This window comes from Streptomyces sp. NPDC048424, assembly GCF_040651555.1.
GTDB lineage: Bacteria > Actinomycetota > Actinomycetes > Streptomycetales > Streptomycetaceae > Streptomyces.
Genome location: NZ_JBEZKE010000033.1, coordinates 27,498 through 46,516 on the forward strand (window position 1 = coordinate 27,498; position 19,019 = coordinate 46,516).

General features: G+C 72.9%; 20 protein-coding genes. 15 read left to right on the top strand and 5 right to left on the bottom strand.

Annotated features, from left to right (window positions below):
• The first annotated feature begins 357 nt into the window (after window positions 1-357).
• The 9 genes from AB0D29_RS32210 (at window position 358) to AB0D29_RS32250 (ending at window position 9,026) form a co-directional block, all read left to right on the top strand.
• On the top strand, window positions 358-552 hold the full coding sequence (locus AB0D29_RS32210) for a hypothetical protein (protein WP_030012369.1): 195 nt from the start codon (window positions 358-360) through the stop codon (window positions 550-552).
• A gap of 23 nt (window positions 553-575) precedes the next feature.
• Entirely contained in the window at window positions 576-1,472 is an 897-nt protein-coding gene (gene mshB, locus AB0D29_RS32215; protein ID WP_362859076.1) for an N-acetyl-1-D-myo-inositol-2-amino-2-deoxy-alpha-D-glucopyranoside deacetylase, read from the top strand.
• Complete coding sequence (locus tag AB0D29_RS32220) at window positions 1,469-1,852, top strand: DUF6113 family protein (RefSeq protein WP_362859077.1); 384 nt, start codon at window positions 1,469-1,471, stop codon at window positions 1,850-1,852. Before mshB ends, AB0D29_RS32220 begins: the two co-directional genes overlap by 4 nt.
• A 358-nt stretch (window positions 1,853-2,210) precedes the next feature.
• The gene (locus tag AB0D29_RS32225) at window positions 2,211-4,073 is read left to right on the top strand and encodes a hypothetical protein (RefSeq protein WP_362859079.1); all 1,863 of its coding nucleotides are present in this window, start codon (window positions 2,211-2,213) and stop codon (window positions 4,071-4,073) included.
• 94 nt (window positions 4,074-4,167) lie between these two features.
• Window positions 4,168-5,391, top strand: coding sequence for an IS30 family transposase (locus tag AB0D29_RS32230; RefSeq protein ID WP_362859080.1), 1,224 nt, complete (start codon window positions 4,168-4,170; stop codon window positions 5,389-5,391).
• A gap of 144 nt (window positions 5,392-5,535) precedes the next feature.
• Entirely contained in the window at window positions 5,536-6,480 is a 945-nt protein-coding gene (locus AB0D29_RS32235) for an ABC transporter ATP-binding protein (protein ID WP_362859081.1), read from the top strand.
• Window positions 6,477-7,217, top strand: coding sequence for an ABC transporter permease (locus AB0D29_RS32240; protein WP_362859083.1), 741 nt, complete (start codon window positions 6,477-6,479; stop codon window positions 7,215-7,217). The genes AB0D29_RS32235 and AB0D29_RS32240 overlap by 4 nt, the downstream gene beginning before the upstream one ends.
• An 88-nt stretch (window positions 7,218-7,305) precedes the next feature.
• Window positions 7,306-8,412: a histidine kinase gene (locus AB0D29_RS32245; protein WP_362859137.1), complete on the top strand. Its 1,107-nt coding sequence runs from the start codon at window positions 7,306-7,308 to the stop codon at window positions 8,410-8,412.
• Window positions 8,409-9,026 carry a response regulator transcription factor gene (locus AB0D29_RS32250; protein ID WP_362859084.1) on the top strand — a complete coding sequence of 206 codons (618 nt, stop codon included), beginning with the start codon at window positions 8,409-8,411 and terminating at the stop codon, window positions 9,024-9,026. The genes AB0D29_RS32245 and AB0D29_RS32250 overlap by 4 nt, the downstream gene beginning before the upstream one ends.
• Window positions 9,027-9,188: 162 nt before the next feature.
• Here AB0D29_RS32250 and AB0D29_RS32255 read toward each other — a convergent pair whose 3' ends face one another.
• Window positions 9,189-9,983 carry a transglutaminase-like domain-containing protein gene (locus AB0D29_RS32255; protein ID WP_362859086.1) on the bottom strand — a complete coding sequence of 265 codons (795 nt, stop codon included), beginning with the start codon at window positions 9,981-9,983 and terminating at the stop codon, window positions 9,189-9,191.
• Window positions 9,980-10,966: a GNAT family N-acetyltransferase gene (locus AB0D29_RS32260; RefSeq protein ID WP_362859087.1), complete on the bottom strand. Its 987-nt coding sequence runs from the start codon at window positions 10,964-10,966 to the stop codon at window positions 9,980-9,982. The genes AB0D29_RS32255 and AB0D29_RS32260 overlap by 4 nt, the downstream gene beginning before the upstream one ends.
• A gap of 117 nt (window positions 10,967-11,083) precedes the next feature.
• On the opposite strand from AB0D29_RS32260, the gene fdxA reads away from it, so the two are divergent.
• Both fdxA and dapC read left to right on the top strand, forming a co-directional pair.
• Entirely contained in the window at window positions 11,084-11,413 is a 330-nt protein-coding gene (gene fdxA / locus AB0D29_RS32265) for a ferredoxin (RefSeq protein WP_030011906.1), read from the top strand.
• 108 nt (window positions 11,414-11,521) lie between these two features.
• Window positions 11,522-12,616, top strand: a complete 1,095-nt coding sequence (gene dapC / locus AB0D29_RS32270; protein ID WP_362859089.1) for a succinyldiaminopimelate transaminase — start codon at window positions 11,522-11,524, stop codon at window positions 12,614-12,616.
• 117 nt (window positions 12,617-12,733) lie between these two features.
• Here dapC and AB0D29_RS32275 read toward each other — a convergent pair whose 3' ends face one another.
• Together AB0D29_RS32275 and AB0D29_RS32280 are read right to left on the bottom strand one after the other, a co-directional pair.
• On the bottom strand, window positions 12,734-13,120 hold the full coding sequence (locus AB0D29_RS32275; RefSeq protein ID WP_362859090.1) for an ATP-binding protein: 387 nt from the start codon (window positions 13,118-13,120) through the stop codon (window positions 12,734-12,736).
• A gap of 274 nt (window positions 13,121-13,394) precedes the next feature.
• Window positions 13,395-14,381 carry a hypothetical protein gene (locus AB0D29_RS32280; RefSeq protein ID WP_362859091.1) on the bottom strand — a complete coding sequence of 329 codons (987 nt, stop codon included), beginning with the start codon at window positions 14,379-14,381 and terminating at the stop codon, window positions 13,395-13,397.
• Between the two features lie 86 nt (window positions 14,382-14,467).
• Here AB0D29_RS32280 and dapE point away from each other — a divergent pair, with 86 nt between their 5' ends.
• Together dapE and AB0D29_RS32290 are read left to right on the top strand one after the other, a co-directional pair.
• Window positions 14,468-15,547: a succinyl-diaminopimelate desuccinylase gene (gene dapE / locus AB0D29_RS32285; RefSeq protein ID WP_362859093.1), complete on the top strand. Its 1,080-nt coding sequence runs from the start codon at window positions 14,468-14,470 to the stop codon at window positions 15,545-15,547.
• Window positions 15,548-15,611: 64 nt separating this feature from the next.
• The gene (locus AB0D29_RS32290) at window positions 15,612-16,370 is read left to right on the top strand and encodes a TIGR00730 family Rossman fold protein (RefSeq protein WP_362859094.1); all 759 of its coding nucleotides are present in this window, start codon (window positions 15,612-15,614) and stop codon (window positions 16,368-16,370) included.
• 562 nt (window positions 16,371-16,932) lie between these two features.
• Here the strand turns inward: AB0D29_RS32290 and folP are convergent.
• Window positions 16,933-17,793, bottom strand: a complete 861-nt coding sequence (gene folP, locus AB0D29_RS32295) for a dihydropteroate synthase (protein WP_362859095.1) — start codon at window positions 17,791-17,793, stop codon at window positions 16,933-16,935.
• Between the two features lie 76 nt (window positions 17,794-17,869).
• On the opposite strand from folP, the gene AB0D29_RS32300 reads away from it, so the two are divergent.
• Together AB0D29_RS32300 and AB0D29_RS32305 are read left to right on the top strand one after the other, a co-directional pair.
• Window positions 17,870-18,223 carry a DivIVA domain-containing protein gene (locus AB0D29_RS32300; RefSeq protein WP_362797348.1) on the top strand — a complete coding sequence of 118 codons (354 nt, stop codon included), beginning with the start codon at window positions 17,870-17,872 and terminating at the stop codon, window positions 18,221-18,223.
• Entirely contained in the window at window positions 18,220-18,801 is a 582-nt protein-coding gene (locus tag AB0D29_RS32305; protein WP_362859097.1) for a DNA-3-methyladenine glycosylase I, read from the top strand. The genes AB0D29_RS32300 and AB0D29_RS32305 overlap by 4 nt, the downstream gene beginning before the upstream one ends.
• Window positions 18,802-19,019: the final 218 nt, after the last annotated feature.

A 19,019-nucleotide genomic window follows, 5' to 3' on the forward strand; every position in this document is an offset into this window, starting at 1 on the left:
CGCACCCCGTCGACCGATGATTTCCAGCCACCCACGGGGTGTGAGGTGCGGGTGTGGCCAGTGCCCCACAACGCGGTTTACACGGGGGCAACTTGACCGTTTCTGCCCCGAGATCTGGGGCATGCAGCCTGTGTGGCGTGCGGCCGTGCGGGTGCCGACAGTCGGCCGGGGAGGCGTACAGCCGCCCCGGCCGACCTCCCCGTGACCCCGCCCGTGCGCGCCATGCGCCCCTCGTGCTGCCGGATTTCGATCGATGCGCTGGCACGGATAGTTATGATCCGTAGCGCACGGTGGGTATGACTCTCGCCGAGCGCGAATGCGCGTACCGATGTCCGCTCGACGTGGAGGTGAAACGCCGTGGCACTCTCGATCTCCGCCGTGGTGCTGCTGGCGATCATCGTCTTCCTGCTGGTCCGGAGGGCCGGCCTGAAGGCGGGGCACGCGGTCGTCTGCGTACTGCTGGGCTTCTACCTGGCGAGCTCCACCATCGCCCCGACCCTCAGCCAGCTCACCTCGAACGTGGCCAGCATGATCAGTGGCCTCAAGTTCTGAGCCGTGCCTCGTAGGCTAGGCCCATGAACGGTCTTCCCGCCCGTCGTCTGCTCCTCGTGCACGCGCACCCGGACGACGAGTCGATCAACAACGGCGTCACCATGGCCAAGTACGCGGCCGAGGGCGCCCACGTCGCGTTGGTGACCTGCACCCTCGGCGAGGAGGGCGAGGTCATCCCGCCCGCCCTCGCCCACCTGGCGGCCGACCGCGACGACACCCTCGGCGCCCACCGCGTCGGCGAACTCGCCGCCGCCATGGCCGAGCTGGGCGTCCACGACCACCGGTTCCTCGGCGGCCCCGGCCGCTTCCGGGACTCCGGGATGATGGGCGCCCCGCAGAACCACCGCCCGGGGGCCTTCTGGTCCGCCGACGTGGACGAGGCGGCCGCGTACCTCGTGGAGGTGATCCGCGAGCTGCGCCCGCAGGTGCTCGTCACGTACGACCCGGACGGCGGCTACGGGCACCCCGACCACATCCAGGCCCACCGGGTCGCCATGCGCGCCGCCGAACTGGCCGCGGAGACCGCGTACCGGCGCGACCTCGGCGACCCGCACGCGGTCGGGAAGATCTACTGGAACCGCGTCCCGCTCTCCGTGGTCGAGGAGGGCTTCGCCCGGCTGCGCGCCGCCGGAGCCGAGAACCCCTTCCCGGGGCTCGGCTCGCCCGAGGACGTGCCGGGGGTCGTCGACGACGAACGGATCACCGCCGAGATCGGGGCCGAGGAGGCCTTCGTCACGGCGAAGGCGGCGGCCATGCGGGCCCACGCCACCCAGATCGCCGTGGACGGACCCTTCTTCGCCCTCTCCAACGACCTGGCGCAGCCGCTGTTCACCCGCGAGTACTACGAACTGGTCGAGGGCCGGCCCGGCGTACCGGCGGGGGCGCGCGAGCACGACCTCTTCGCGGGGGTGGGGGCATGACCGGCAGCCTGACGGTGGGCCGGGTCGCCGGCGGCCTGGGTCTGGTGGTCGCGGGCGCGCTGACCGGCGCGGCCGGCTGGCTGGTGGTGGACCTGTGGTTCCCCGGCGGCCTGCTGCTCGCCCTGCTGGCCCTCTTCGGACTGTTCCTCGGGGGCCGGATCGCCCTCGGCACCGGCCTCGGCGTGGGCGGGGCCGCGGCCGGCTGGTTCCTCGCGTACGTGATGCTCAGCGTTCCGCGCCCCGAGGGGGACTTCCTCCTCAGTTCGTCCGGAATCGGCATGTACGCCTACCTTTTGGGTGGAACGGTGCTCGCTGTGATGTGTGCCACGATGCGCGGTCCGCTGGACCGGCCGGTTTCGGCCGCGCGCTCCGCCAAGTGACGTGGTGTCGGACCTCGTAGGGAGATCGGCGCACGGCCGGACGCGGGGTCTCCCGGGCCGGTTCAGGGGGGTTTGGCGGGCGCTGTGAGGAACCCCTGAATCCCGGCCGTCAGTTGCGTGCGGGCGGCGGCCAGTATGGTGGACGGGCCGCCGAGCTGCCCGCGCACGGTATGACGGGCGGCGGAGCCAACCGGGAGAACCTGCCTTGAGTCGTGAAACCGACAGTTCGTCCTCCGGGCCCAAGGGGCACGGTGGAGCCGCATACCCCTCGGGGACGCCGCCGTACGGAACCGGCCAGCACCCGTCCACGACCGTGCCGTCCGGACCTGGCGCGTCGACCGCTCCGGAGGAGAACCCTGTGACCTCGAAGCCGTCCACGCCCGAATCCGACGGGCCCAAGACCGAGACCACCCTGACGACCCGGATCCGGATCAACATCCCGGGTTCCCGGCCGATCCCGCCGGTGGTCGTGCGCAAGTCGATGGGCACCAACTCCGGCCCGGCCGCCGCCGCGCCGGAGCAGGGGCCGGAGCCGACGCCCGAGCCGAAGCCCGCGCCCGCGCAGCGGCCGAAGCCCCAGCCGACGCGGATCGAGGCCGAGCGGGAGCCCGAGCCGGCGCGCGCCCAGGGCCCGGCCGAAGCCGAGGAGCCGGCCGCCAGCAACTGGTTCGCCCCCCGCAAGCCGGCTGGCGCCGCCCCCGCGGCCCAGCCGCCCGCCGCCGCGCAGATGCCGCCGGCCGCGTCCGCCCCGCCGCCCCCGCTCGCGCAGCGGCCCGTGCCCGGCGGCGCGCCCACGCCCAGGCCCACCCCGACGCCGCCCCCGCCCGTGCCGGGCGGCGGCTACGCGCCCCCGCCGCGCACCCAGACCCCGCCCGCGCCGGACAGCGCCTACGCGCCGCCGCGCACCCCGCCGCCGCCCGTGGCGGACTACGGCACCGGCTACGCCCAGGCGCCCGCACACGCGCCCGCCGCCCCGATGCCCGGCGGCCCCGGCGTCGGCTCCACCCAGGGCTTCCCGGCGTACCCGGGCGACCAGGGCGACACCGGCCCCGTCACCGAGGCGTTCCCCGTCTACGGCAGCCAGCCCGCCGGCCCCACCGGCGGTCCCGGCTTCGGCTCCGGCCCGGTCGGCGGCCCCGGCGGCGGACCCCGCGTCGAGGAGGCGGCGGGCTGGCCCGGCCCCGAGCTGGACACGCCGGCGCCGACCCCCGTCCCCGCGCCGGCACCGGCGGCCCCGCGCCCCGCGCCCGCACAGCAGAAGGGCACCGCCAAGCCCGCCAAGAAGGGCCGCTCCAAGCTGGTCCTGCTCGGCGGCGGGATCGTGGCCCTGTTCGGCGTGGCCTACGGGGCCGGGCTGCTCCTGAACCACTCCGACGTCCCCAAGGGCACCACCGTCCTCGGCGTCGACATCGGCGGCAGCCGCGACGAGGCCGTGGCCAAGCTCCAGACGGCCTTCGGCACCCGCGCCTCCACCCCGATCCAGCTCAACGTCGGCGGCAAGCAGGTCGAGCTGAAGCCCGACAAGGCCGGGCTGACCCTCGACGGCCAGACCACCGTCCGCAACGCGGCCGGCAGCGACTACAACCCCGTCACCGTCATCGGCTCCCTCCTCGGCAACGAGCGCGTCGCCGACCCCGTGATGCCGGTCGACGAGGAGAAGCTCCAGGTCGCGCTCCAGGAGCTCGCGGGCACGGCCGGCTCGGCCACCGAGGGCGCGATCACCTTCGACACCGGCAAGGCCGTCGCCGTCCCCGGCAAGCCCGGCACCACCCTGGACGTGGACGGCTCCGTCGACCTCGTCACCAAGGCCTTCCGCGACCAGGTCGCCACCGGCAAGCCGGCCGTGGCCGAACTGCCGACCACCACCAAGGAACCGGCCGTCAACCAGGCCGAACTGGACCGGGCGATGAAGGAGTTCGCGGAGCCGGCGATGTCCGCCATCGCCACGGTCAAGGCGGGCGGCAAGTCCCTCCCCTTCGGCTCCAAGTCCCTGCCGAAGTTCCTCAGCATGCAGGCCGTGGACGGCCGCCTCACGGAGAAGTTCGACCTGGAGGCGCTCAAGGCCGTCTACGGGAACACCTTCGACGGGGTCCTGATCACCCGCGGCACCGGCGCCAAGACGGCGGTCACCCCGCAGGACGTCGCCGGCGCCCTCGGCAAGGCCCTGCGCGGCAAGACCACCGCCGAGCGGACCGTCGTCATCGAGACCAACGCCGGCTAGCCGGCCTGGCCCCGCGGCACGTCACGACGGACCAGTGCCCCCGCCCGGACCCTTAGGTTCCAGTGGTCATTGCAACACCCCAGCAGGGGATGCGATGGACTTCGAGATTCGTAGGGACCGACGGTGGCAGGGGCCGCGGACCCTGGTCCGTGAGCGGGAGGAATACTTCCGGCTCATGGACCAGGGCGTCAGCAGCAGGGAAGCGTGCCGGATCGTCGGAGTCGACCGTCGGACGGGAAGGCGCTGGCGGAATGGATTCACCCGGTCGGACAGCAAGAGGTGGACGCCACCGGTCGAGCTGGTGGGGCCCGAACCCGGGCCATCGCGGCATCTGCGGGAGCTCGATCGCCTTCACATAGCCGACCGGCTGCGGGAGAAGGCGTCGATCCGGACGATCGCCGCCGAACTGGGCCGCAGCCCCTCCACCATCAGCCGGGAAATCCGCCGGAACCGCACAGTCCTGACAGACGGCCGATGGAAGTACCGGCCTCACGCGGCACAGCGCCGCGCCGACGAGCGCCGCCCCCGGCCCAAGTCCCGGAAGATCGGGCAGGTCCCGGAGCTACGAACCTTCATTCAGGACCGCCTCAACAGGCGGTGGAGCCCGGAGCAGATCTGCCGGGCTCTTCGCACGCGCTTTCCCGACCGGCCGGAGATGCACGTGGTCCACGAGACGATCTACCAGTCGCTCTACGTCCAGGGCCGCGGCGAACTCCGCCGAGAACTGGCCAGGGTCCTGCGCACCGGCCGTGTCCGGCGCAAACCCCGCCGCCAGGCCCAACAACGTCAGAACCGCTTCCGCGACCCGATGGTCATGATTAGCGACCGGCCCGCCGAGGCCGCCGACCGCGCGGTCCCTGGCCACTGGGAGGGCGATCTGATCATCGGCAAGGATGGCGCCTCAGCGATCGGCACCCTGGTCGAACGCTCGACCCGCTACCTGATGCTCCTGCACCTGCCGGACGGCCGTGGCACCGAACTGGTTCGCGACGCACTGATCAAGACCGTCCAGAACTTGCCCGCCCACCTGAAGCGTTCGCTGACCTGGGACCAGGGCAGCGAGATGGGCCGGCATCGCGAGTTCACGATCGCCACGGATATCCCGGTCTACTTCTGCGACCCGGCCAGTCCCTGGCAGCGCGGATCGAACGAGAACACAAACGGCCTGCTGCGGCAGTACTTCCCCAAGGGAACCGACCTCGCGCAGCACAGCCGCGAGCACTTGGATGCCGTCGCCGCCGAACTCAACGGCCGTCCACGCAAAACGCTCGACTGGGAAGCTCCAGCCGAGCGCCTGCATAAACTGCTCGCGGCCTGATCAACCAACCATGTGTTGCAATGACTGCTGGAATCCGCCACCCCGGGCGGGGGCACTGTCATGTCCGCCGCATGACATCTGTCATCCGGCACACACGACGCCCGGCACTGCCGCAGGGGACCCCGTGCGGGCGAATCTTTCTCCATGACGACGACGACCGCGGCACGCACCGCGAAAACCGCCACCGACACCGTGGTCAGCTTCGAGAACGTGACGAAGAACTACGGCCCGGTCCGGGCGGTCGACGGCCTCACCCTCGCGCTCCACCCGGGCGAGACCGTCGCGCTCCTCGGCCCCAACGGAGCCGGGAAGTCCTCCACCCTCGACCTCCTGCTCGGCCTGCGCCCCGCCGACTCCGGCTCCGTCCGGCTCTTCGGCACCACCCCGCGCGAGGCCGTCGCCGCCGGCCGGGTCGGCGCCATGCTGCAGAGCGGCGGCCTGATGGCGGAGGTGACCGTACGGGAGATCGTCGCGCTCGGCTGCGCCCTGCACCCCCGTCCGCACCCGGTCGACGAGGTGCTCTCCCGCGCCGGCATCGACAAGATCGCCGACCGCAAGGTCGACAAGCTCTCCGGCGGCCAGGAGCAGCGGGTGCGCTTCGCCCTCGCCACGGCCGGCGACAACGACCTGATCGTGCTCGACGAGCCGACCACCGGCATGGACGTCACCGCCCGCCAGTCCTTCTGGGCCACCATGCGCGAACAGGCCGACCAGGGCCGCACCGTGCTCTTCGCCACCCACTACCTGGAGGAGGCGGACGCGATCGCCGACCGCGTGCTGGTCCTCAGCAAGGGCCGGCTGCTCGCCGACGGCACCGCCGCCGAGATCAAGGCCAGGGCAGGCGCCCGGAAGGTCTCCTTCGAGCTGGACGGCCAGGAGGCCGTGGACGAGCAGGTGCTCCGCGCGCTGCCCGCCCTCACCGCCTTCGAGCGGCACGGGGCGACCGTGCGGCTCCAGTCCGCCGACCCCGACGCGACCGTCCACGCCGTGTACGCGCTCGGGCTCTACCCCCGCAACCTGGAGGTCGCGGGCCTCGGCCTGGAACAGGCCTTCATCGCCCTCACCGAGGCCGAGGAGGCCGCCCTGTGAACGCCCTGATCAAGCTGGAGATCGTCCGCGCCCTGCGGAACAAGAAGTACCTCTTCTTCACCGTCCTCTACCCGGCCGCCCTCTTCCTGATGCTCGGCGGCACCCTCGACGGCACCACCAAGGTCATGGGCACCGAGCTGACCATGCCCGCCTTCTACATGGTCGCCATGGCCTCCTTCGGAGCCCTGACCGCCGTCCTCATGGGCAACAGCGAACGCATCGCCAAGGAGCGCGAGCAGGGCTGGGTCCGCCAGCTCCGGCTGACCGCCCTCCCCGGCCACGGCTACGTCCTCGCCAAGACCGCCGGCGCCGGCGTCCTCTCGCTCCCCTCCATCCTGACCGTCTTCGCGGTGGCGGCCGTCACCAAGGACGTACGGTTCGACGCCTGGCAGTGGCTCGCCCTCACCGGCGCGATCTGGGCCGGCAGCCTGGTCTTCGCCGCGCTCGGCGTCGCCATCGGATACCTGGCGAGCGGCGACAGCGTCCGGCCCATCTCGATGCTGTTCTACTTCGGCCTGTCGATCCTCGGCGGCCTGTGGATGCCCACCACGAACTTCCCGCAGTGGCTCCAGACGATCGCGAGCTGGCTCCCCACCCACGCCTACGCGGGCCTCGGCCAGGCCATCGAGCTGGGCGGCGCACCGCACGCCAAGGACGTGGCGATCCTCGCCGTGTACTTCGTACTGTTCACCGGTGCCGCCGCCTGGCTGTACCGCAAGGACTCACTGAAGGCATGAACCCGTGGCGCTGAAGCAGGCATACGAAGACCGCGCGGACCGGGACTTCCTGGAGATCGCCAAGGAGCCGGAGACCCGTCACCAGAAGATGGTGAAGATGCTCTGGATCAGCATCTGGCTCTTCTACCTGAGCGCCCCCGTCGCCGACCTGGCCGGCGGCGGACACAGCCTCGGGGCCAGGCTGCTCGGTGGTCTGGGCCTCGCGGCCTTCGTCGCCTGGTACCTGGTGCTGGTGTTCCGCACCGCCCGCCCGATGCCGGTCCGCCGGGTGCTGTTCTCGCTGGCGGTGCTCGCCACCCAGGCCACGATCCTGTCGCTGACCCTGGGCCGCGAATGGCTCGTGCTCTTCGTCTACGTGGCCATCTCCTCGGGAGCCGCGCTGCCTGCCGAGTACTCCCGCTGGACCGTCCTCGGCACGACCGCCCTGCTGGCGGTCACGGCGAACGCGGTCCCGGGCGGCACCGCCTACCTGGCGGGCCTGCTGATCCCGGCGCTGATGGGCGGGTTCGCCATGGTCGGCGTCCGCGCGATGATCCGGACGACGATGGAACTCCGCGAGGCGCGGGCCACGGTGGCGCAGCTCGCCGCCAACGAGGAACGCCTGCGGATGGCCCGCGACCTGCACGACCTGCTGGGGCACTCGCTGTCGCTGATCACGCTGAAGAGCGAGCTGGCGGGCCGGATGCTGCCCGGGCAGCCGGAGGCGGCCGCCCAGCAGGTCGCGGACATCGAACGGGTCAGCCGGCAGGCGCTGGTCGACGTACGCGAGGCGGTGAGCGGCTACCGGCGGCCCACCCTGCCCGGCGAACTCGCCGGCGCGCGGACGGCGCTGGCCGCGGCGGGCGTGGTGGCGGACCTGCCGGCGGAGCCGTCCGGGGATCTCCCGGAGGAAGTGGAATCGGCCCTGGCCTGGTCCCTGCGCGAGGCCGTGACGAACGTGGTGCGGCACAGCGGGGCCAAGCGTTGCCGGGTCGCCCTGGAGACGCGCCAGACGCTGGACGGGCCGGTGCTGGAGCTGACGGTGACGGACGACGGCTCGGGCGGCCCCGGTGGCCCGGCCGCCCCCGGCAACGGCCTGACGGGCCTGACGGAACGTCTGGCGGCGGTCGGCGGCAGCCTGTCGGCGGGCCCCGCCGGCCGGACCGGCTTCGCCCTCACGGCCCGCGTCCCCCTGGCCCTAGGATCGGGATCATGACCTCACGCCCGATCCGCATCCTGCTGGCGGAGGACCAGTCGATGGTCCGCGAGGCCCTCGCCGCCCTGCTCGGCCTGGAACCCGACATCGAGGTACTGGTGCAGGTGGCCCGCGGCGACGAGGTGGTGGACGCGGCCCGCGCGCACGACGTGAACGTCGCCCTGCTGGACATCGAGATGCCGGGCATGACGGGCATCGAGGCGGCCGCGGCCCTGCGGACGGCCCTGCCCGGCCTGCGCATCGTCATCCTGACCACCTTCGGCCGCCCCGGCTACCTCCGCGGCGCGATGGAGGCGGGCGCCTCGGCCTTCCTGGTCAAGGACGCCCCGGCCGCGCAGCTGGCGGACGCGGTGCGCAAGGTCCTCCAGGGGGAGCGCGTCATCGACCCCACGCTCGCGGCGGCGGCCCTCGCGGAGGGCGCGAACCCGCTGACGGACCGCGAACGGGAGGTCCTGCGGGAGGCGGAATCGGGCGCGACCAACGCGGAACTCGCGGCGCGGCTGCACCTGTCGGCGGGCACGGTCCGCAACTACCTCTCGACGGCGATCCAGAAACTCGCGGCACGCAACCGTGCCGAAGCCGTGCGCGTGGCCCGCGAAAAGGGCTGGCTCTAGCGAAGCCCCGGCCGCCGGAGGCTCCGCCCCCGAACCCCGCCGGAGCCCGCCCCGCGGTCGCCCGCGCCGCCGTCGCCGGGGGCCAGCCCCCGGACCCCCGCTCCTCAAACGCCGGAGGGGCTGGATCTTCCAGCCCCTCGGGGTCTGGGGCGAAGCCCCGGGTCAGTTCAGCAAGGCGCGGGCGGAGGTGGCCTCCGCGTGGATTCGGGCAGCCGCCTCGGCGTCTATCGCGGCGACGACGCCCGCGTACGCGTCCAGCTCCGCCGCGCCTTCCCGGAACGCGCCCCGTTCCACCAGCAGCCGCGCCCGCTCGTACCGCAGCGCCGCCGGGTGCGACGGCAGCAGCAGCGACAGGTCGAGCGACCACAGGGCCACGCCCGACTGCTCCGGGCGGGTCGACGCCCAGGCCCGGATGTTGCCCAGGATCCGCAGCACGATGGCCAGGGTGCCGGCCGGCGTGCGCGGACCCGACGCCAGTTCCGCGGGCCCGGCGCCCAGGGACGCGCCGCCCGCGAAGGGATCCACGACCACGCCCTCCTCCGGGTCCCCGAAACCCACCACGAAGTGCCCCGGGAGCCCCAGCCCGTACACCGGCGCCCCCGCCCGCCGGGCGACCTCCAGCCAGACGACGGACAAGAGGATCGGCAGGCCACGGCGCCGCCGCAGGACCTCGTGCAGCAGCGACGACGACAGCCGGCCGTAGTCCGCCGGGGTGCCGTGGAAGCCGAGCCGCCCGCCCAGCAGTTCCGTCACGGCCGACGCCCACGCCCGTGCGCCCCGCAGCCCGTACGGAAGCATCCCGGCGAGCCGGTCCAGCTCGATCTGCGCCCAGTCCATGGCGCGTTCGTCCAGCTCCGGGTCCGCCTCCGCCGCCAGCAGCAGGCACAGCAGCGCCAGATCGGGCCGCTCCGACCGGGCCTCCGCCGCGAACTGCTCCCGCCGCTCCGCCGGACTCACCCCGCCGCCCGGTAGTGGTGGTACGCGTGGTGCGTGGCGAAGCCCAGCCCGTCGTACAGCGCCAGCGCCCCCGCGTTGTCCGTCTCGACCTGCAGCCACGCCGCCGACGCGCCCTCCTCCAGGGCCTTGCGGGCCAGCGCGGCCATCACCGCCGTCGCCAGGCCCTGCCGCCGCTCCACGGGATCGACCGTCACCGCCGAGAATCCGGCCCACCGCCCGTCCACCACGCACCGCCCGACGGCCCGGCCCCCGGGCAGCGCCGCGAACCACACCGACGGCCCTTCCACCAGCAGCCGCCGCGCCACGTCCGGGTCGTCGACCTTCCCGTAGCGCCCGAGCCACTCCTCGTCCGGGACACGGGTCAGCCGTACGGATCCGGCGGCGGGCGCCGCCACGTCGGCCACCGTCGCCAGCGCCCCGATCCGTACCTCCGCCGACACCTCGGACGCCCAACCCCGCCGTTCCAGCTCCGCGCAGAGCAGCTCCTGCGTGCCGACTGCCCCGGTCGCGGCCTGCACATAGGCCGGAAGCCCTCGTTCCGCGTACCAGGAGGTCACTCGCTCGAGTGCATCGTCCAGCGATATCCCCGGGTCGCCCACCGCCAGTACCGAATTGGCCCGCCGGGTGAAACCGGCGGCGGCCCGCAGGGTCCACTCGCCCAGCGGCTCGCTCTCCAGCGGCTGCCAGGACCGCGCCGTGATCCGCGACAGCTCCTCGAAGGAGGCCGCCGGACCCCGCCGCCGGGCCGGTGCCGGAGGCACGATCTTGCCCGCGACCAGGGAGGATTCCGCGATGCGGACGGACTGCCCGTTCTTCTTTGTGATCAGCAGCACACCCTGGTCCCAGGATGTGAGAACACCGACCGTGTCCGTGAACTCGGGTGATCCGCTCAGCCGGGCCTCCACCCGTCGTACAGAGACACGTTTACCCACGTCAGCCGGGGTAATTCGGACCTCCAGCAGTCCTCCGGCGTTGATTTCCACAGCTCTGTCCGCCCCTCCTGTTCGGATCGTGCCCGGGAACGGAGATACTAGGTGCGGGCATCGACGACGCCGCGCTCCCGCGCGATATGGAAAGCCCTACCGAGGAGGAACGAGAGCGTGACCTACGTCATCGCGGAGCCTTGTGTCGACGTCAAGGACAAGGCATGCATCGAAGAGTGCCCCGTCGACTGCATCTACGAGGGCCAGCGGTCCTTGTACATCCACCCGGACGAATGCGTCGACTGTGGTGCGTGTGAGCCGGTCTGCCCGGTCGAGGCCATCTTCTACGAGGACGACACTCCGGAAGAGTGGAAGGACTACTACAAGGCGAACGTCGAGTTCTTCGACGAGCTCGGTTCGCCCGGTGGTGCCTCCAAGCTGGGCCTGATCGAGCGCGATCACCCCTTCGTCGCCGCGCTGCCTGCCGGTATCAACGGCGAGCACTGACCCTTCAGGCAGGCGCGCCCCTCGGTCCCGTACGGCCTCGTCGCCGCACGGGGCCGAGGCGTTTGCGGACCCGTTACCAGCCAGTACTCAGAGAGAGCAGAGACCATCGTGGCCGCAGTATCCGACCGTCTTCCCGCCTTCCCCTGGGACAAGCTGGAGCCGTACAAGAAGACGGCGGCGGCCCACGCGGACGGCATCGTCGACCTGTCGGTCGGCACGCCCGTGGACCCGGTCCCGCAGCTGATCCAGCGAGCCCTGATCGAGGCCGCCGACTCCCCGGGCTATCCGACGGTGTGGGGCACGGTCGCCCTGCGCGACGCGATCACGGGCTGGGTGCGCGGGCGCCTCGGCGCGAGCGCCGCCGAGCACCGCAACGTCCTGCCGGTCGTCGGTTCCAAGGAACTGGTGGCCTGGCTGCCGACCCAGCTGGGCCTGGGCGCCGGCGACAAGGTCGCCTACCCCCGGCTCGCCTACCCGACGTACGAGGTCGGCGCGCGGCTGTGCGGCGCCGAGGCCGTCGTCTACGACGACCCGACCGAGCTCGACCCGGCCGGCGTGAAGCTGCTGTGGCTCAACTCCCCGTCCAACCCCACCGGGAAGGTGCTCGCCAAGGAGGACCTCGTCCGGATCGTGGCCTGGGCGCGCGAGCACGGGATCCTGCTCTTCAGCGACGAGTGCTACCTGGAGCTGGGCTGGGAGGCCGAGCCCGTCTCCATCCTGCACGACGAGGTGTGCGGCGGCTCGTACGAGGGGATCGTCGCCGTCCACTCCCTGTCCAAGCGCTCCAACCTGGCCGGCTACCGGGCGGCCTTCATCGCCGGTGACGCGGACGTGCTCGGCGAACTCCTGGAGATCCGCAAGCACGGCGGCATGATGACCCCGGCCCCGGTGCAGGCGGCCACGGTGGCGGCGCTCGGCGACGACCACCACGTCGAGGAGCAGCGCGAGCGCTACGCGGCCCGCCGGGCGGCGCTGCGCGCGGCCCTGGAGGCGCACGGCTTCCGGGTCGAGCACAGCGAGGCGAGCCTCTACCTGTGGGTGACCCGGGACGAGCCCTGCTGGGAGACCGTCGCCCACCTCGCGGACCTGGGCATCCTGGTGGCGCCGGGCGACTTCTACGGCGAGGCGGGCGCGCGGTTCGTGCGCGTCGCCTTCACCGCCACCGACGAGCGCGTGGAGGCGGCGGTCAAGCGCCTCGGCTGAGCGCCGGGCGTCCGGGACGGCTCTAGGTCGTCTCTCCGGAAGAGACGGCCCAGGGGCAGGAACGCCCGAGGGGGCCGGGAGTTCGCACTCCCGGCCCCCTCGGTGTTTCCTACGGCGTCAGCCGCCCAGCGGCGAGCCGGGCAGTCCCGCCGGCAGGACACTGCCCACGGGCAGCTCGGAAACCGGCAGCTCGGAGACGGGGAGCTGGGAGACGGGCAGCTCCTTCGTCGCGGGCAGCCCGCCGAGCAGGCCCCCCGCCTTGCCGGCCACGTCGGCGGCCGGGGCCGGCAGGGTCTTGGCGGTGGAGTCCACGGCGTCGGTGGCCGCACCCGCGGTCGCGTCGGTGGTGGCTTCGGGCGCGTCCTGCGCGGTGAGTGCGCCCAGCTGCGGCACGGACTCCAGACCGGCGGCGCTGGCCGCGCCGGCCGCACCGACCACGGGCGCTGCCCCGGCTGCGAGGAGCAGCGCGGCACGGGCGATCCGACGGGTCAGGGGGAGAGACATGTTGCTCCTAAGCGGTAGCGGCTGAGTACGCCGTGACTAACCGCTCGTGGGGCGGGTGGAGTTGCGGTGCCGGTGGGTAAAGGATCGGTAACGCATCGTTTAATCGGCTTCCGCGACAAGCGCATCGGACGCTGCCGACCAGGGCTTCCGTCCGCCCGGGGGTCCGTGGCCCGCCGAACGGATCACCCTCGCAGGAGTGATCACTCGTACGCGCGGCCGGGCGTCCGCCCCGGTGTGTCGTCAGGGTCGCCTGGAGGAGGGGCAGCGGGCGGGGTCAGCGGGCCATGAAGATCCGTACCTCGCCCGGCTCCGCGTTGCGCGGGTCCCCGTCCCCGTCCTTGGCCCCCGTGCCGCCCTTGTGCTGCCACTGTCCCCGGGCCTGGCCCCCGATCCAGGCGCGCAGGCCGTAGGACACCCGGGAGATGCCCATCTCCTTCGAGTTGGCCACCGCCCAGTAGGCCATCGCCCGGCTGTGGCGCGTGGCGGCCTCGCCGCCGTTCGCCTTCTCCTTCAGGGTGATCTCGACCTCCGGGCCGCCCTTGCCCCCGCCGGCGTTCCGGCCGGCCTGTCCCGCCTCGCCGGTCTGCGGGGGAATGGCGTGCAGGCTGTCCTTGCCGAAGATCCGGATCAATTCGTTCCGTACCTTCTCCGGGTCGCCCGGCCCGGCGGGCTCGGGGCCGCCGCACTCCAGGATGCCGTCGCCGCCGAAGGCGGCCGTCAGCACGGTCGCGTCCGGCTCGTGCTTCGCGTACGCCTGCGGGAACCCGCTGCGCTGCACCTTCTGCGCGGCCACCGTCAGCGGCAGCCGCGAGTACCCCGGCACGTCGACGAGGTGGTCGTAGAAGATGCCGGCCGAGTAGACGGGGTCGGTGATCTGCTCCGGCGTGCCCCAGCCCATCGAGGGCCGCTGCTGGAAGAGGCCCAGCGAGTCACGGTCGCCGTGGTCGAGGTTGCGCAGCGCGGACTCCTGCATGGCGGTCGCCAGCGCGATCGTCACCGCCCGGTCCGGCAGGCCCTTCGCCACGCCGACCGCGGCTATCGTCGCCGCGTTCGCCGCCTGCTCCGGAGACATTTCGTACGATTCGGAGGTTCCGTCGTAGTTGCCCGAGTACACCCTGGCCACGCAGAACGGGGCGCCGCCACCGCCGTTCGAGGCGCGCTGCACGGCGAAGTAGCCCACCACCGCGAGGAGAACGAGCAGGCCGACGGCCGCGCGCAGCGGCCGGCGGCGGCGAGGACGGGGATCACGGTTCTCGGACACGCGGCCCACCGTACTTGAGGCATATGACGCGTCCACCGGCCGGACGGCGAGGCCCCGCCCCAGTCCGGGGCGTTAGGGTCAGTTCCATGTCCGAATCCGAGCTGGACCTCACCCTGGACGCCGCCGAGCTGACCGCCCGGCTCGTCGACATTCCGTCCGTGAGCGGCGACGAGAAGGTACTCGCCGACCTCGTGGAAGACGCGCTGCGCGGCCTGCCGCACCTCACGGTGGACCGCTTCGGCAACAACGTCGTCGCCCGCACGCACCTCGGCCGCGCCGAGCGCGTCGTGCTCGCCGGCCACCTCGACACCGTGCCGATCGCCGACAACGTCCCGTCCCGCCTCGACGAGAACGACGTCCTGTGGGGCTGCGGCACCACCGACATGAAGTCCGGTGTCGCCGTACAGCTGCGCATCGCCGCGACCGTGCCCGAGCCGAACCGGGACCTCACCTTCGTCTTCTACGACCAGGAGGAGGTCGCCGCCGACCTCAACGGCCTGGGCAAGGTCGCCGAGGCCCACCCCGACTGGCTGACGGGCGACTTCGCGGTGCTGCTGGAACCCTCGAACGCCGAGGTCGAGGGCGGCTGCCAGGGCACCCTGCGCGTCCTGCTGCGCACCGCCGGCGAGCGCGCCCACTCCGCCCGCAGCTGGATGGGCTCGAACGCCATCCACTCGGCGAGCCCGATCCTGGCCCGGCTCGCGGCGTACGAACCGCGCAAGCCGGTCATCGACGGCCTGGAGTACCACGAGGGCCTCAACGCGGTGCGCATCGAGGGCGGCGTCGCCAACAACGTCATCCCCGACGCGTGCACGGTGACGGTCAACTTCCGCTACGCACCCGACCGCAGCGCGGCCGAGGCGCTGGCCCACGTACGGGAGGTGTTCGCGGACTGCGACATCGCCGAGTTCGTCGTCGACGACTCCTCCGGCGGCGCCCTCCCCGGCCTCTCGCACCCGGCGGCCGCGGCCTTCATGGAGGCGGTCGGCGGCCGCGCCATGCCGAAGTTCGGCTGGACGGACGTCTCCCGCTTCAGCGCGCTGGGCGTCCCGGCGGTCAACTACGGCCCGGGAGACGCCCTGCTGGCCCACAAGGTGGACGAGCGGGTCGAGACGAAGGCGATCCTGCACTGCGAGGAACGACTCCGCGCCTGGCTGACCTCCTGAATTCCGCTTCCCGTCACCTTTGTGCGCCTACCCTGATCCAACGATCAGCAGGAGGGAGCACATCATGGGCAACCCCGAAGGTAACGCTCGTCGTCGGCCCGAGGAGCAGCAGCTCGGGCCGGTGCTGAGGAGGCGGAGCCAGATCAAGGCGGGCAGTACGACGGACCAGCGGCTGCTGGACTCCGCCGGGCCCTCCGAGTGGGTGCACACCGATCCCTGGCGGGTCCTGCGCATCCAGTCGGAGTTCATCGAGGGCTTCGGCACGCTCGCCGAGCTGCCGCCCGCGATCAGCGTGTTCGGATCGGCCCGCACCGCGGCGGGCACGCCCGAGTACGAGGCGGGCGTACGGATCGGCAGCGCGCTGGTCGACGCCGGCTTCGCGGTGATCACCGGAGGCGGTCCGGGAGCGATGGAGGCGGCCAACAAGGGCGCCCGCGAGGCCAACGGCATCTCGGTCGGCCTCGGCATCGAGCTCCCGTTCGAGCAGGGGCTCAACCAGCACGTCGATCTCGGGCTGAACTTCCGGTACTTCTTCGTCCGCAAGACGATGTTCGTGAAGTACAGCCAGGGCTTCGTCGTCCTGCCGGGCGGCCTGGGCACGCTGGACGAGCTGTTCGAGGCGCTGACCCTGGTCCAGACTCAGAAGATCACCCGCTTCCCGATCGTGCTCTTCGGCACGGAATACTGGAGCGGCCTCATCGAGTGGCTGCGGGGCACGGTGATCGCCCAGGGCAAGGCCTCGGAGAAGGACCTCTACCTGTTCCACGTCACGGACGACGTGGACGAGGCGATCGCGCTGGTGACGAAGGAAGTCGGCAAGTAGCCTGCGGCTCGCTCGGCCGGCTGCGGGGCTCCGGCCGGGCCCGCCCGGCGTTCGCGGACCCGGTGCGGGCCGGCGGGGGAAGGCTCCGCGCGGCTGCCCCCGCCCCGCGTGGGCACGGGCCGCCGGGTCCGGGCGCCCGCCGGGGTACCGAACGTTTCCAGGGGTCGGAGAGCGCGGCGGGGTCGTGTTCGGCGCCCTGCGGGGGCACCCCGCCGCACACCCGACCCCGGCTGCGGGGCGGGCCGTCAGGTCAGGCCGCGGCGGGCGACTGCCGGGGGGCGGTGGCCCTGGATCGAGCGGACCATGTCCAGGAGCCCCTTTCTTGACGCCGCCCTCGCGCGCTGCGGCGCCGGGGCGCCTTGCCGGCTTCGGGTGGCTGCGTCGGCCTCCGGCCGTCGGGCCGTCAGGCCAGGCCGCGGCGGGCGACTGCCGGGGGGGCGGTGGCCCTGGATCGAGCGGACCATGTCCAGGAGCCCCTTTCTTGACGCCGCCCTCGCGCGCTGCGGCGCCGGGGCGCCTTGCCGGCTTCGGGTGGCTGCGCCGGCCTCCGGCCGTCGGGCCGTCAGGCCAGGCCGCGGCGGGCGACCGCCGGGGGGCGGTGGCCCTGGATCGAGCGGACCATGTCGAGGACCTGGCGGGTCTCGGCGACCTCGTGGACGCGGTAGACCTGTGCGCCCAGCCAGGCCGAGACGGCCGTCGTCGCCAGGGTGCCCAGCAGGCGTTCCTTGACCGGCTTGTCGAGGGTCTCGCCGACGAAGTCCTTGTTGGACAGGGAGACGAGGACCGGCCAGCCCGTGGCCGTCATCTCGTCCAGCCGGCGCGTGGCCTCCAGCGAGTGGCGGGTGTTCTTCCCGAAGTCGTGGCCCGGGTCGATCATGATCGCGTCCCGGCGGACGCCGAGCGCGGCGGCACGTTCGGCGAGGCCGACCGTGACCCGCAGGATGTCCTCCATCACGTCCTCGTACGCGATCCGGTGCGGCCGGGTGCGCGGCTCGACCTCGCCCGCGTGGGTGCAGACGAGGCCGGCGTCGTAGCGCGCCGCGACCTCCGCCAGCTTGGGGTCCACCCCGCCCCACGCGTCGTTCAGCAGGTCCGCCCCGGCCTCGCACACGGCCTCGCCGACCTCGTGCCGCCAGGTGTCCACGCTGATCACCACGTCCGGGAAGCGGCGCCGGACCTCGGCCACGAAGCCGACCGTGCGCCGCGCCTCCTCGGCCGCGTCCACGTGCTCGCCCGGGCCCGCCTTGACCCCGCCGATGTCGATGATCGCGGCGCCCTCGGCGACCGCCTGCTCGACCCGGTCCAGCGCCGGCTCGTCGCGGAACGTCGCGCCCTGGTCGTAGAAGGAGTCCGGAGTCCGGTTCACGATGGCCATGATCACCGGCTCGTGGGTGTCGAACTCGCGCCTGCCCAGTCGCAGCATCCTGCTCTTTCCTCCTTCGGCGGCCCTCGCGCCTCGCCTGCGACCTTAACCTGGTGGCCGGAGTCTCTCAGGGGAGTTGATCGTGTTCTTCTTCTTGATGATCGCGCTGGTCGTGGTCGTGGCGGCGGTCACCCTGGCCGTGATCGGGGGCGGCTCGGAGGCCGTCCTGCCGGAAGCGGAGCCGGACCGGGTGGCGGACGGTCTGCCGGAGACCCGGCCCGTCGTCCGGGCGGACATCGACGCACTGCGGCTGCCCGTCGCGCCGCGCGGCTACCGGATGGCCGAGGTGGACGACGTACTGGAGCGGCTCGCGGCGGAACTGGCCGAGCGGGACGCGCGGATCGCGCAGCTGACCGCCGCGGCGGCCGGCCCCGCCGCCCCGGCGGACGTGACGGACCGGGTGGACCTCGGCAAGGGCGGCGAGCGGTGAGCGGCGTGCTGGCCGGGGCGGACGGGCTGCTGCGCTGCCCGTGGGCGCTGTCCACGGAGGACTACGTCGCCTACCACGACACCGAGTGGGGGCGTGCGGTCCACGGCGACGACGCCCTGTACGAACGGCTGTGCCTGGAGGCCTTCCAGTCGGGGCTGTCCTGGCTGACGATCCTGCGGCGCCGCGAGGGCTTCCGTACGGCCTTCTCCGACTTCAAGATCGCGGCGGTCGCGGAGTTCGACGAGCGGGACGCGGAGCGGCTGCTGGCCGACGAGGGGATCATCCGCAACCGGGCCAAGATCGAGGCGACCCTGGCCAACGCGAAGGTCCTGGCCGGGTGGGAGCCGGGCGAGCTGGACACCCTGATCTGGTCCCACGTCCCGGAGGAGCCCGGACCCGCGCCGAGGACGGTCACCGAGGTGCCGGCCATCACCCCGGAGTCCACCGCCCTCTCCAAGGCCCTGAAGAAGGCCGGCATCCGCTTCGTCGGCCCCACCACGGCCTACGCGCTGATGCAGGCCTGCGGGCTCGTCAACGACCACTTGGCGGACTGCGCGTCGCGCCTGGCGGCGGGCTGAGCGGGTTGCCTCCGGCGGTTCGGCAGGGGTAGGGGCCGGTTGGGACGGGGTCGGGCGCCGGTTGGCTGCGCCGCTTGGGCGTGCGGTGGGGCCGGTTGTGCCGGGGCCGGGCGCGCGCCGGGGTGTCTCCTCGGGCGCCGAACGTTTCCAGGGGTCGGAGAGCTCGGCCCCGTTGTGTTCGGCGCCCTGCGGGGATCACCCCGGCACACACCCGACCC